This window comes from uncultured Cohaesibacter sp. (assembly GCF_963556055.3).
Lineage (GTDB): Bacteria > Pseudomonadota > Alphaproteobacteria > Rhizobiales > Cohaesibacteraceae > Cohaesibacter.
The window spans coordinates 361,564-374,256 of record NZ_CAUVYE020000030.1 but is presented as its reverse complement, the minus strand read 5'-3'; the positions used below and the strand labels follow the sequence as shown (position 1 = coordinate 374,256).

The following is a 12,693-nucleotide window of genomic DNA, read 5'->3' as shown; positions in this document are numbered from 1 at the left end:
TCACGTTTGGGATCCTGCCAAGCCACCTCATTGAAAAGCGGTTTCGGCAAAGCTGCGCAATTTGCGTGAATGGAGCCTTTCAACGGGCATTTCACGCAGGGCTTCCATTGCCTTGATACCGATCTTGAGATGTTGGCTCACCTGTTCGTTGTAGAAGTCGCTCGCCATGCCGGGCAGTTTCAATTCACCATGGAGTGGCTTGTCCGAAACGCAAAGCAAAGTTCCGTATGGCACGCGGAAGCGAAAGCCATTCGCGGCGATTGTGGCCGATTCCATGTCAAGGCCAATGGCTCTGGACTGTGAGAGGCGTTCAACCGGCTCCCGGTGATCGCGCAATTCCCAGTTTCGGTTATCAATGCTGGCGACGGTGCCCGTGCGCATGATCCGTTTCAGCTCGTAGTTTTTAAGGCCCGTTATGTCCGCCACGGCGTCCTCAAGAGCAACCTGAATTTCCGCAAGTGCCGGGATCGGGACCCAGGTCGGCAAATCGGCATCAAGGACATGGTCTTCGCGCACATAACCATGTGCCAGAACATAGTCTCCGAGCCTTTGCGTGTTTCTAAGGCCGGCACAGTGGCCTAGCATGAGCCAGGCGTGAGGACGCAACACGGCGACATGGTCCGTGATCGTTTTGGCATTGGATGGCCCGACGCCGATATTGACCAGCGTGATGCCGTTTCTGTCGTGGCGCTTAAGGTGGTAAGCGGGCATTTGTGGCTGACGAGGCGGCGCAAAGCCCTGGGTTGGCACTGTCGAGCCGGATGGCGTGATCTGGTTACCAATTTCGACAAAGGCTTCATAGTCCGTCGTCCCGCTTGCCATTTGCTGCTTGGCCCAGGTGACGAATTCATCGATATAGAATTGGTAGTTGGTAAAGAGCACGAAATTCTGGAAATGCTCCGGTTGGGTCGCAGTATAGTGCGCCAGTCGGTGCAGGGAATAATCTATGCGTGGACCGGTGAAGGGTGCGAGTGGAACAATGTCCTCCGGACCGAAATGCATCGTGCCGTTGACAATCGCATCATCAGTGATTGCAAGATCGGGCACATCGAATACGTCCCGCAGCGGGCGTGACCACGTTTCAGGCAATGCCCCCTCCACATGCATGCCGTTCGGCCAGGCAAAGTGAATGGGGATCGCCGTTTCCGAAGGGCCAACCTCGATCGCAACATGATGGTTTGCAAGAAGCAGCTCGATCTGCGTTTTCAGATAATGGACAAAGAGGTCTGGCCTCGAAATGGTTGTTGAATAGGTGCCCGGACCGGGAACATGTCCGAAAGACAGGCGCGAGTCGATTTGCGCATGCGTATTCGTAGTCAATCGAATTTCCGGATAAGTGGCTCTGTAATGGCCTGTGTCGGGCACATCATTCTTGGCAACGCGGGCAAATGCATCGCGCAGGAATTGCGTGTGGACTTCATAGATTTCAAGCAATCGCTTGATCGCATCATCGGCATTGAAAAAAGCTTCATGGGTGAAGCGATCTGGCGTTATTGCGGAAAAGGTTGTTTTCATTCTTTCCATTCTCCTTTTCCTCCCGTCTTCTCTGCGTCTTTTCGAAAAAGGTCAAGAAAAAACGCGCTATGGGCAACAATACCAATATGATTGTTGCAAATTTGTGTCCAACGGGTTTGCTGAGATGTCTCTTTACCAACTGGCTGAGCGATCTTGGACCAAATATTTTGCTGTATCGTTAAAAATACCTAATCTTGTTTGATTTGTTTTCAAAAAAACGTGATACTTGTCATCAGTATAGAAGGGGGTGCCGCCAAGAGGATGGCCTGAAATCTGTAATTGAATGGGATGACGGGAGACGCATTTATGAAACGAAATCTTTCTTTTGGCGGACTATGCGCGGTATATATCGCTGCTTTTACTGGACTCTCTGGCGGATATGCAAAAGCTGCCTGTCTGGATAACCTTACAGGGCGTACGCTTTATGTGATCATGAAAAGCGTTTCTGGCACAATTGAGAGAAGTCTTCCTTCCGGTGAGCAGGTTTGCAAGCAGGAAAACCCCGATGTCAGGGTGGACGTGGATATTCTAAGCTTGGGTGGTGGTCGATTCGGCTGTCGGCTCGATCTTGCCGGGGATCAGTCGAAATCGATTGTCACCTTCCAGACAATCAATAAATGCAAATTTGTTGCGAGCGAATAACGCAATATACCATGTTTCATGGCGAGGGGCCGCAAGTTTCGGGTGTCTTGCGAGCGCGGTGGCGCTTAACCTCCACCTCAATCTATTGAGTTGGGAGATGCATATGTCTTTACAGTTTTTCATAACGTCGCTGATTGTCGTGATCATGCCCGGAACGGGAATGATTTTTACACTTGTCACCAGTCTTGGATATGGCGCGCGTCTGGGACTGCTCGCGGCGCTCGGCGGGACCTTGTCCATCATTTCCCATATTTTTGCAGCCGTCATTGGAGTTGCCGCGCTTCTTCATGCTAGTGCGGTGGCATTTCAGATCGTCAAATTTCTCGGAGTTGCCTATCTGTTGTGGATGGCGGTTCGAACCTTCAGGGAAAGTGGCCAATTTGACATGCTCCTGTCGGAAACGGCGCGTTCTCCCTCAGCGTTTGCTGTCGTCAGGGACGGGATCTTGCTGAATCTGCTCAATCCGAAATTGTCGCTTTTCTTCCTGGCATTCTTGCCGCAATTCATTGACGCTGAAGCGGCTCATCCGGTTGCCGAAATGATCTTGCTGGGGGGGATCTTCATGCTGATGACATTTCTGGTTTTTGCTCTCGTTGGTGTTGCCGCCGCTTCAGTGCGGGACAAGATTTTGACACAGCCGAATGTCTTGATCTGGCTAAGGCGAAGTTTTGCCTCTGCCTTTCTTCTGCTTGGTCTGAAACTGGCAATGGCTGAGCGTTAGGTCGCAACTGTCTCTCCAGGAATGAAAAAGCCCTGCTCGAGAGCAGGGCTTTTCGCGATCATTTATCTGAGTGGTGCTGATCTTACGAACAGCCGCTGGTCGCACCGCAGGTGTCACATTTCAGGCAAGTGCCGTTGCGAACCATGGTGAAGTTGCCACACTCAGAACAGCTTTCCCCTTCATACCCCTTCATGCGGGCAAGTGCGATCTGGTCTGCCTTGGTCTCTGTCTTGCCAACGGCTGCCGATGCTCCTGGCTGCACCTGGCTGTCCTGCTTGAGCATGGTTGTCGTACCAGATGGCATGACGGCCTTTGTTGCAGGTGTCGCAGGGGTCGCCGGTCCTGATGCCGGGTCAGCATCGTGGCGATGCTGAGTTCCTTCTACCAGCTTGAAGCGTTCGGTCTTGCCGCGTAGCAGGCCTTTGGAAACCGGTACAGGAATTTTGCCTTCCTGATTTCCCTTGCCCATGGCGGTGGAAGCGATATCGTCCGGATTGACATGCGCCAGATCATGGCGGTCGAGATAGGAGACGGCCAGTTCGCGGAAGACATAGTCAAGAATAGAGGTTGCATTCTTGATGGCTTCGTTGCCCTGAACCATGCCAGCCGGTTCGAAACGGGTGAAGGTGAAGGCGTCGACATATTCGTCCAGCGGCACACCATATTGCAGGCCCAGCGAGATCGCGATGGCGAAGTTGTTCATCAAGCTGCGGAAGGCTGCGCCTTCCTTGTGCATATCGATGAAGATTTCGCCGATCTGCCCATCATCATATTCGCCGGTGCGCAAGTAAACCTTGTGGCCCCCAACGGTTGCCTTTTGGGTGTAGCCCTTGCGGCGGTCCGGGAGTTTCTGGCGTTCGCGGACACGGTGTTCCACGACCCGCTCAACGACCCGTTCGACAATTTTTTCGGTGACCAGTGCGGCGCGTTCCTGCATTGGTGCTCCGGTCGCTGCAATGGCCTCTGCTGCCTCTTCTGCTTCGTCCTCGTCTTCGTCCAGAAGCTGGCTGTTGAGCGGTTGCGACAGTTTGGAGCCATCCCGATAAAGGGCGTTGGCTTTGAGGGCCAGCTTCCAGGACAGCATGTAGGCGTCTTTGCAATCCTCAACACTTGCATCATTGGGCATGTTGATGGTTTTCGAGATCGCACCGGAGATGAATGGCTGGGATGCCGCCATCATGCGAATGTGGCTGTCGACCGAAAGGAATCGTTTGCCGATGCGTCCGCATGGGTTGGCGCAATCGAAGACCGGCAGATGCTCATCTTTCAGGTGAGGGGCTCCTTCGAGTGTCATCGCACCACAGACATGGATGTTGGCGACGTCGATTTCTTCCTTGCTGAAGCCAAGATGGGCGAGCAAGTCGAAATTGGGGTCATTGAGCTGTTCTTCAGTGAGCCCGAGCTGTTCTTTGCAGAACTCTTCGCCCAAGGTCCATTTGTTGAAGGCAAATTTGATGTCAAAGGCGCTGGCGAGGCCGGATTCGATGGCTTCCAGCTTTTCGTCCGTCAGGCCTTTGGCTTTCAGGGCATTGTGGCTGATGGCGTTGCAGTCTTTCAAAGACCCACGACCGACAGCATAGCTCTCGATATCCTTGATCTGCTGTTCCGTATAGCCCAATTTTCCAAGCGCGTTGGGAACGGTGCGGTTGATGATCTTGAAGTAACCGCCACCGGCCAGTTTCTTGAATTTGACCAGAGCAAAGTCAGGCTCGATGCCTGTGGTATCGCAGTCCATGACAAGGCCGATCGTGCCTGTTGGTGCGACGACAGTGGTCTGTGCGTTGCGATAGCCATATTGCTGGCCGAGATCCAGAGCCTTGTCCCAGGCCGCCATTGCATGGCTTACGAGGGCCTTGTCGGAGCAACTGTCATGATCAAGCGGAACCGGATTGATGTCGAGCCCTTCATAGCCATCGGTGTGGCCGTAGGCGGCGCGACGATGGTTGCGAATGACGCGCAGCATGTGGCTGGCATTGTCTTCGTAGCGGGCAAAGGCACCAAGCTCCTTGGCCATTTCAGCCGAGGTTGCGTAAGACGTGCCGGTCATCAATGCGGAAATCGCTCCGCAAATGGCGCGGCCTTCGTCGCTGTCGTAAGGAATGCCGGAGGTCATCAATAGGCCGCCGATGTTGGCATAGCCAAGACCCAATGTGCGATAGAGATAAGACCGTTCAGCGATCTCCGGTGACGGGAACTGCGCCATCAGGACGGAGATTTCTAGCACCATGGTCCAGAGGCGAACGGTATGCTCGAACTGCTCAACGTTGAAGCTGCCGTCTTCATTGCGGAATTGCAGCAGGTTGATGGATGCGAGGTTACAGGCCGTGTTGTCAAGGAACATATATTCCGAGCAGGGGTTGGACGCAATGATCTCGCCATCTGCAAGGCAGGTGTGCCAGTCGTTGATCGTGGTGTGATATTGCAGCCCCGGATCGGCAGACGCCCACGCGGCGTAGCCAATCTGGTCCCAGAGATCGCGTGCCTTTACGGTTTTGCGCACATCGCCCTTGATGCGCCCGATGAGGTTCCAGTCACGGTCTTCATCGACGGCATTGAGGAAATTGTCCGTCACGCGGACCGAGTTGTTTGAATTCTGGCCCGACACTGTAAGGTATGCGCCGCTGTCCCAGTCGGTATCATAGGTTTCGAACTGGATGTCCTTGAAGCCCTGCTTGGCGAACTGGACTACACGACGGATATAGTTTTCCGGAACCTGCGCCTTTTTGGCCGCGCGAATTTCGCGCTTCAGCGCCGGATTTTTAGCCGGATCAAAGCATTCGTCATTGGAGCCTTGGCAATTGACGCAGGCTTTCATGATGGCCTTGAGATGCTTGCCGCAAATTTTCGAGCCGGTTACGATTGCCGCAACTTTTTCTTCCTCTTTGACCTTCCAGTTGATGTAGGCCTCAATATCGGGGTGATCGATATCAACGACGACCATTTTGGCTGCTCGACGAGTGGTACCGCCAGACTTGATGGCGCCTGCTGCACGGTCGCCGATCTTGAGGAAGGACATCAGGCCGGAGCTTTTGCCGCCGCCGGACAGGGATTCCCCTTCAGAGCGCAGCGAGGAGAAGTTGGTTCCGGTACCCGAACCATATTTGAACAGGCGGGCTTCGCGGACCCACAGATCCATGATGCCACCATCATTGACCAGATCGTCCTGAATGGACTGAATGAAGCAGGCATGGGGCTGCGGATGTTCATAGGCACTTGCAGAGCGGGTGAGGCGACCAGTTTCAAAATCCACATAATGATGCCCCTGACTCGGGCCATCGATGCCATAGGCCCAGTGCAGGCCGGTATTGAACCATTGAGGTGAGTTGGGAGCAACGCGCTGGGTGCAGAGCATGTAACGCAGTTCGTCAAAGAAGGCCCGTGCATCGGCGTCACTATCAAAATAGCCACCTTTCCAGCCCCAATAGGTCCAGGTTCCTGCAAGGCGGTCAAAGACCTGTTGAGCGGACATTTCAGAGCCAAAACGATCCTCTTCGGCCATGTCATTGAGCGCTTCTTCGTCCGGGACGGAGCGCCAGAGCCATGAAGGAACCGAGTTTTCCTCTACCCGCTTAAGCGCTGCGGGAATACCTGCCTTGCGGAAATATTTTTGCGCCAGAATATCTGCGGCAACCTGAGACCAGTCTGCTGGAACATCGATATTTTCGAGTTTGAAGACTATGGATCCATCAGGGTTGCGAATTTCGCTGGTGGCTTTGCGAAACTCGATTTCGTCGTAGGCTGATTTGCCTTCCGTGGTATAGCGCCGCTCTACACGCATTTTTGGTTTCCTCTATGACAGAACTGGCTGACAGGGCCTGATTGTCAGCAATTGATGTTTCGGTGAGATAGTGGGTGTTACTGGCCTCGCAAGCGCCCATTATCTTGTTGTTTTTTTCGAATCCTAAGCACGAGCGAATCGTGGCAATATGGAATCGTTGTGCGGACACAGTACATAGAAAATAGGTTAACAAAATCTATATCTAGTGTCTACAATGCCTCCGCAACCTCTATATATAGTGTTTTTCTGTACGACCCTTATTTTCCAAGCGCAAAAGATCCCGTGACCGAAAATTGCCAACCTTCACATTTGCTTGCAAACGCGCGAGGTTAATTTCGGCCTGTTTTCTTACTCACAATAATGGATCAGAAAGCTTGGTGCATAAGTTCAGCTATGCCGCTGCTTCGTCAGAACCGCATTATGAATTTCTCCTTTGCCCTGCGTCAAGCGTGTAGCTACCTATTGTGGCGTCCGGTTTCGCGTTAACTATATCTGGTATGTTTTTAAGCTGATGTGGGAATGGGACCTTTCTGCGCATTGTTTCGCTATCGGTCGACATAATCGGTCTGAAAAGGGGCCGTAACAAATCTGTTAAAATTGTAGTCAAATTGCGCTGGTGTTTTTGAACGCGAATTAAAAACTATGTGCCATTCTGTCGTGTGAAAAAATGAATATCATCGAAAAATCAAAAAGTTGGAACATTTGATGGAACACCAGGCGGCATATGGGCTCAGCGTCGAATCGCTGGACATAGTTATCGTGGATGATTCAAAAACCGTGCTGGCGATGATTCGCTCCATGATCTCCTCACTCAAGGTCGCAAGGGTCCGTACCTATGACCGAGGCGATACGGCGCTGCATGCCATCATGCACGAGCCTCCCAATGTGATCATTACCGATCTTTCCATGATGCCGATGACCGGGATGCAGCTTCTCAGTCTCATTCGTCGCCAGACGATGGAGCCGCTTTGCTTCATTCCCGTCATCGTTGTCACCGCACATGCAACAGAGCAGAAGGTTGCTCAATTGTTTGAACTTGGCGCCCATCATGTGCTGGCCAAGCCGATGTCCTCGGCCATGATACAACAACGCTTGCGCGCGCTTTGCACGGACAAACGGGTTATGCGCCTCGTTGGAGATCGCTATGTGATTGATGGCATGCATGAGGTGCTTCAGGAAAAGCGATCCAAGTTGCGTTCCCTTGAAAAAGCCAGACAGTTCCACGAGCAGACTTTGCCAAAAGCCAAGCAAAAGCAGAGAGATGCGGACAAGATCTTGCGCAGCGAGACCATTATTCAGGAGACCGAGGCCAAGGATGCTCCGGGTCTGCGTCAAGGTTACATGATGCGGCGGGGCATGAAACCGTCAGCGACCAGCGAACCGACCCGTTCCTCACGCTCCACCCGCTATGCCGGCGTTGGTGGACGCAGGCGTTAGCGGTCTGCTCCCAATTTCCGTATTGTCCAGACTCGTTTTCGCAAGATTCGCCTTGCGAAGACTAGACATAAGCGAAAATATGTAGTCAAAGTGATCTGGTTCCATGATCGGAAAAGAATGGGCTGTCATGAAAAACCTATTTTTGCTGCTGTTCACCTGGTGGGGAAACTCGACCATTGGCACTTGGGTGCATACCAAGCGTTTCGGGACTTATGTCGGTCGGGACTCCTTCGGCAACAGATATTACAAACAGTCGGTTCAGAAAAACGCCAGCTATAGAGGCGTGCGCAAGGGTGAACGTCGATGGGTGATTTACGCGCGCCCTTCGGACGCAAGTGCTGTTCCTCCCGGCTGGCATGGTTGGTTGCATTATCGCACGGATCTGCCACCTAGCGAGGACGAGCATGTTGCATGGAGCTGGGAGCGCGACCATCAACCCAATATGACCGGGACTGAAAACGCCTACAGACCTTCCGGTTCTCTGCTGGCGGCCGGTGGCGTTGCCAATGGCCCCAAGGACTATGATGCCTGGTCCCCTTGAGGGCGCCGCTTTTGGAACATTTTTCGCGTCGATCTTTACCGTTTGTGTCATAGGACACAGAATGGCCTTTCTTGTATGGTCATACCGGCCTGCGACATGGATTATCGCAGGCTTGCCTGCTTTCCGTGATTCTTTGGCAAACAATCATCAAGTGAGACCTAGCCGGGGGATTTGGGGAAATCAGTCTTGCCTTTTCACCCAAAAGGGCGATAGGAACGTGAGTGAAAGACTGATTGCATGAGCTTCCGGGCCATTTGATATCTGAGAGAAATCATTTGCCGGATTGCAAGCGGGACCCGCTTGTGCTTCACAGCTCCGGCATGGGATCGAGACTTGAAATTGTTGATTAGGTGGTGGGGCTTCTTTGCAGTTTTCTGTTGCCACAGAGCATTGCGGGCCTGATCCTCGGGAGTGGTAATGGCTGGAATGGTAGGGCGAGAAAATCTGAAAATGATGAGGGCGTGGTTTGCTGCCGGGCTGGCGTTTCTTTTCTGCCTGATCTCTCAGGCTGCGTTTGCCGAGAAAGCTGCCAATCCTGTCGCCGTCTTTGCAGGTCTTGATAAAATCACCGCCCGCATGATTCAGTTTGACGTCTATATCGATGAAACTGTCCAGTTCGGTTCGCTTCAGGTGACCCCACGTATGTGCTATACGCGACCGGAAACGGAACGGCAGGAAGAAACGGCCTTTGTCGAAGTGGACGAGATCACGCTTGAGAGAAAGGTTCGCCGGATTTTCACTGGCTGGATGTTTGCGTCCAGTCCCGGCATGAATGCGGTTGAGCACTCGGTCTATGATGTCTGGCTGGTCGGCTGCAAGCAGAAGTCGGAAGTCCCTCAGCCGAACTAGGCTTTCGGGCCCGGCTGCTTTCCATCCAACGCAAAGAAATCGGCTCTTGTCTGCATGGCCTGATCGAGCAGGACATGATAATCGGCTTTGGGAATTTCAATTGCACCAAATTGCCTGAGATGATCGGTGATGAATTGCGTATCAAGAAGGGTGTATCCACCGGCCTTCATGCGCTCCACAAGATGGATGAGGGCCATTTTGGATGTGTCGCGTTCGCGGGAAAACATGCTTTCGCCAAAGAAGGCCGTGCCAAGACTGACACCATATAGGCCGCCAATCAGCCGGTCCTGATCCCAGACCTCTACCGAATGACAATGGCCCATGGCATGCAATTGCCTGTAAAGCTGGTGTATCTGTGCGTTGATCCAGGTTGATGGACGGTCCGGCGCAGCTTCCGCGCAGGCATCCATGACGGCTCCGAAATCGGAATCAACGCGAATATCATAAGGGCTTGTCCGCACCGTCCGTTTCATCCGTTTCGATATATGAAATTCGTCCAGTGGAATGATCCCGCGCATGTCCGGTTCAATCCAGAGCATGGTTTGATCATCTGCATCTTCCGCCATGGGAAAAATGCCGCAGGCATAAGCGCGCAGAAGAATCTGGGGGGTGATATCGATGTGAGATGAGCTATCGGTCATATGAGCAAATGTAGGGCATTTCTCTTGCAATTTCGTGCATGTCTCGCCCAAAAGGCAAAAAGACCGTACCTCAAGTGAAGGCACGGTCCTGAAAGGGTGTGATTGGCTCGCAAGACGAGCCTCTGGCTATTTCATGCCAAGATATTTTTCCAGCCAGTGGATGTCATAGGCGCCGTTGGCAATATCAGGATTTTCCACGAGCTTGCGGAACAAGGGCAGGGTGGTCTGAATGCCATCGACAACAAATTCGTCCAGAGCGCGGCGCAGACGCATCATGCATTCGACCCGGTTGCGGCCCGTAACAATCAGTTTGCCGATCAGGCTGTCATAATAGGGCGGAATCGAGTAGCCCTGATAGACACCTGAATCAACCCGAACACCGAGGCCACCCGGTGGGTGATAATAGGTGATCTTGCCGGGTGAAGGTGCGAAGGTTTCCGCATTCTCGGCATTGATACGGCATTCGATGGCGTGACCCTGGAAAACCACATCTTCCTGCCTGATATCAAGGCCCGCACCGCAGGCAACCTTGAGCTGTTCGTTTACAAGGTCGATCCGGGTAATGGATTCGGTGACCGGATGCTCGACCTGAAGGCGGGTGTTCATTTCGATGAAATAGAATTCGCCATCTTCATAGAGGAACTCGATGGTTCCTGCTCCGGAATAGCCTAGGCCCTGCATGGCTTGGGCGCAAATATCGCCGATTTTCTTCTGCTGTTCCTTGTTCAGGGCAGGTGAGCAGGCTTCTTCCCAAACTTTCTGATGGCGGCGTTGCAAAGAGCAGTCGCGTTCGCCCAGATGGATGGCATGGCCCTTGCCATCTCCCATGACCTGCACTTCGATATGGCGCGGCTTCGAAAGATATTTCTCGATATAGACCGTGGAATCCCCAAAGTTTGCAGCTGCTTCAGAGCGTGCGGTCGAGAAAGCGATGGCGATGTCTTTTTCAGAGCGGACAACCTGCATGCCCTTTCCGCCACCGCCAGAGGCTGCCTTGATCAGGACGGGATAGCCCATTTCGGCTGCGACCCGCTTGGCGTCTTCCGCCGTGTCAACGCCACCCTCGGACCCTGGTACAACCGGAATGCCCAGCCGTTTGGCTGTCTGTTTGGCTGCAATCTTGTCGCCCATGATGCGGATATGCTCTGCGCTCGGGCCGATGAACTGGATCTTGTGTTCTTCCAGAATCTGGGCAAAACGGGCGTTTTCGGACAGAAAGCCATATCCGGGATGAACGGCGTCCGCGCCCGTTATTTCACAGGCTGCGAGGATTTGTGGGATATTGAGATAGCTTTCCCGTGCTGAAGGGGGGCCGATGCAGACGCTTTCGTCTGCGAGCTTGACATGCATTGCTTCAGCGTCGGCGGTTGAGTGAACCGCGACAGTCTGGATGCCGAGCTCCTTGCAGGCCCGCAAAACACGCAGGGCAATTTCACCACGGTTTGCGATCAAGACCTTTGAAAACATGATGTTCCTCTATATCCCTGATTATTCGATAATGACCAGTGGTTCGTCAAACTCGACCGGCTGAGCGTCTTCGATCAGGATGGCAGTGATCTTGCCCGATTTGGTGGACGGGATCTGGTTCATGGTTTTCATGGCTTCAACAATCATCAGTGTGTCGCCAACCTTGACCTGGTCACCAACAGACACAAATGGGGCTGCGCCTGGTTCCGGAGCCAGATAAGCTGTTCCAACCATTGGCGAGCGGACCGCATTGGCCAGATTGCTGTCCGATGAGTCAGCAATAGCAACCGGTGCAGATGGTGTGGGAGCGGCAGCAGGTGCGGCCATCGCAACAGGCTGAGCATTAAGGGCTGCTTGCTGCACAACAATTTCTCGGGCAACTCGAATCCGAAGATCATCTTCTTCAATTTCAATTTCCGTCAAATCATGTGTCTCAACCAGTTGAGCCAACTGACGGATGAAATCAGGGTCAAGTTTGTTCTTTTCTTTGGTCATAAGTTCGCGTTCCGTTGGTTTGTCGCAATTGCAATGGGCAATTGCGGCCAGGTCTCTTGGTACCGGGCAGGCGGCTTATTGTTCAAGGTGATGCACGAGTGCTTCGATTGCGAATTCATATCCTTGTGCTCCGAGTCCGCAAATGACGCCGAGGGCTGCGGGGGAGATAAAGGAGGTATGTCGGAAGGCTTCTCTTGCATGGATATTAGACAAATGCACTTCAATAACGGGCAGAGAAACTGCACGAACAGCGTCTTGAAGTGCAACTGAGGTGTGAGTGTAAGCGGCGGGATTGATCAAGATGCCAGCGGCCTTCTCGCCTGCTTCATGAATCCAGTCAATGATCTGGCCTTCGTGATTGCTTTGTCGAAATTCGATCGACCAGCCCAATGAGGCAGCCTTTTTTCGGCACATCTCTTCGATATCGGACAATGTGATGGACCCATAAATACCTGGCTCTCTGCGTCCAAGCATATTCAGGTTAGGGCCGTTCAGAACGAATAGTGTCTTGGTCATAGCCAAATTCCACGAAATAGCATTTTTTTTCTAAAGCATATCACTCTGCTCTCAGACCAACATCATAGCAATCATGGGGCCGTGTGGGAAC

General features: G+C 52.9%; 11 protein-coding genes. 5 read left to right on the top strand and 6 right to left on the bottom strand.

The window, feature by feature from the left end:
* Nucleotides 1–27 precede the first annotated feature (27 nt).
* Nucleotides 28–1,515: an AMP nucleosidase gene (locus ACHZB8_RS19520; RefSeq protein WP_394706225.1), complete on the bottom strand. Its 1,488-nt coding sequence runs from the start codon at nucleotides 1,513–1,515 to the stop codon at nucleotides 28–30.
* Nucleotides 1,516–1,821: 306 nt separating this feature from the next.
* Between ACHZB8_RS19520 and ACHZB8_RS19515 the strand changes: the two genes are divergently transcribed.
* Together ACHZB8_RS19515 and ACHZB8_RS19510 are read left to right on the top strand one after the other, a co-directional pair.
* Nucleotides 1,822–2,157, top strand: a complete 336-nt coding sequence (locus ACHZB8_RS19515) for a hypothetical protein (protein WP_316862768.1) — start codon at nucleotides 1,822–1,824, stop codon at nucleotides 2,155–2,157.
* A gap of 103 nt (nucleotides 2,158–2,260) precedes the next feature.
* A complete protein-coding gene (locus ACHZB8_RS19510) occupies nucleotides 2,261–2,878 on the top strand; it encodes a LysE family translocator (RefSeq protein ID WP_316862767.1) in 618 nt (205 codons plus the stop codon).
* Between the two features lie 82 nt (nucleotides 2,879–2,960).
* On the opposite strand, the gene ACHZB8_RS19505 is transcribed toward ACHZB8_RS19510, so the two are convergent.
* On the bottom strand, nucleotides 2,961–6,656 hold the full coding sequence (locus tag ACHZB8_RS19505; protein WP_316862766.1) for a vitamin B12-dependent ribonucleotide reductase: 3,696 nt from the start codon (nucleotides 6,654–6,656) through the stop codon (nucleotides 2,961–2,963).
* Nucleotides 6,657–7,361: 705 nt separating this feature from the next.
* Between ACHZB8_RS19505 and ACHZB8_RS19500 the strand changes: the two genes are divergently transcribed.
* The 3 genes from ACHZB8_RS19500 (at nucleotide 7,362) to ACHZB8_RS19490 (ending at nucleotide 9,483) form a co-directional block, all read left to right on the top strand.
* A complete protein-coding gene (locus tag ACHZB8_RS19500; RefSeq protein WP_316862764.1) occupies nucleotides 7,362–8,093 on the top strand; it encodes a response regulator in 732 nt (243 codons plus the stop codon).
* Nucleotides 8,094–8,220: 127 nt separating this feature from the next.
* Nucleotides 8,221–8,634 carry an NADH:ubiquinone oxidoreductase subunit NDUFA12 gene (locus ACHZB8_RS19495; RefSeq protein WP_316862762.1) on the top strand — a complete coding sequence of 138 codons (414 nt, stop codon included), beginning with the start codon at nucleotides 8,221–8,223 and terminating at the stop codon, nucleotides 8,632–8,634.
* 417 nt (nucleotides 8,635–9,051) lie between these two features.
* The gene (locus tag ACHZB8_RS19490) at nucleotides 9,052–9,483 is read left to right on the top strand and encodes a DUF2155 domain-containing protein (protein WP_394706224.1); all 432 of its coding nucleotides are present in this window, start codon (nucleotides 9,052–9,054) and stop codon (nucleotides 9,481–9,483) included.
* On the opposite strand, the gene aat is transcribed toward ACHZB8_RS19490, so the two are convergent.
* The 4 genes from aat to aroQ form a co-directional block, all read right to left on the bottom strand.
* Nucleotides 9,480–10,124 (bottom strand): leucyl/phenylalanyl-tRNA--protein transferase, encoded by a 645-nt coding sequence (aat, locus tag ACHZB8_RS19485; RefSeq protein ID WP_316862760.1) that lies wholly within the window; start codon nucleotides 10,122–10,124, stop codon nucleotides 9,480–9,482. The genes ACHZB8_RS19490 and aat overlap by 4 nt on opposite strands.
* Nucleotides 10,125–10,250: 126 nt before the next feature.
* Complete coding sequence (gene accC / locus ACHZB8_RS19480; protein ID WP_316862759.1) at nucleotides 10,251–11,591, bottom strand: acetyl-CoA carboxylase biotin carboxylase subunit; 1,341 nt, start codon at nucleotides 11,589–11,591, stop codon at nucleotides 10,251–10,253.
* A 21-nt stretch (nucleotides 11,592–11,612) separates the two neighbouring features.
* Nucleotides 11,613–12,086, bottom strand: coding sequence for an acetyl-CoA carboxylase biotin carboxyl carrier protein (accB, locus tag ACHZB8_RS19475; protein ID WP_316862758.1), 474 nt, complete (start codon nucleotides 12,084–12,086; stop codon nucleotides 11,613–11,615).
* A gap of 75 nt (nucleotides 12,087–12,161) precedes the next feature.
* A complete protein-coding gene (gene aroQ / locus ACHZB8_RS19470; protein WP_316862757.1) occupies nucleotides 12,162–12,602 on the bottom strand; it encodes a type II 3-dehydroquinate dehydratase in 441 nt (146 codons plus the stop codon).
* Nucleotides 12,603–12,693: the final 91 nt, after the last annotated feature.

What these genes read in the sequence shown, in the direction of transcription:
- ACHZB8_RS19520 (WP_394706225.1), bottom strand. Translation starts at nt 1,515, where the DNA reads ATGAAAACAACCTTTTCCGCAATAACGCCAGATCGCTTCACCCATGAA.
- ACHZB8_RS19515 (WP_316862768.1), top strand. Translation starts at nt 1,822, where the DNA reads ATGAAACGAAATCTTTCTTTTGGCGGACTATGCGCGGTATATATCGCT.
- ACHZB8_RS19510 (WP_316862767.1), top strand. Translation starts at nt 2,261, where the DNA reads ATGTCTTTACAGTTTTTCATAACGTCGCTGATTGTCGTGATCATGCCC.
- ACHZB8_RS19505 (WP_316862766.1), bottom strand. Translation starts at nt 6,656, where the DNA reads ATGCGTGTAGAGCGGCGCTATACCACGGAAGGCAAATCAGCCTACGAC.
- ACHZB8_RS19500 (WP_316862764.1), top strand. Translation starts at nt 7,362, where the DNA reads ATGGAACACCAGGCGGCATATGGGCTCAGCGTCGAATCGCTGGACATA.
- ACHZB8_RS19495 (WP_316862762.1), top strand. Translation starts at nt 8,221, where the DNA reads ATGAAAAACCTATTTTTGCTGCTGTTCACCTGGTGGGGAAACTCGACC.
- ACHZB8_RS19490 (WP_394706224.1), top strand. Translation starts at nt 9,052, where the DNA reads ATGGCTGGAATGGTAGGGCGAGAAAATCTGAAAATGATGAGGGCGTGG.
- aat (WP_316862760.1), bottom strand. Translation starts at nt 10,124, where the DNA reads ATGACCGATAGCTCATCTCACATCGATATCACCCCCCAGATTCTTCTG.
- accC (WP_316862759.1), bottom strand. Translation starts at nt 11,591, where the DNA reads ATGTTTTCAAAGGTCTTGATCGCAAACCGTGGTGAAATTGCCCTGCGT.
- accB (WP_316862758.1), bottom strand. Translation starts at nt 12,086, where the DNA reads ATGACCAAAGAAAAGAACAAACTTGACCCTGATTTCATCCGTCAGTTG.
- aroQ (WP_316862757.1), bottom strand. Translation starts at nt 12,602, where the DNA reads ATGACCAAGACACTATTCGTTCTGAACGGCCCTAACCTGAATATGCTT.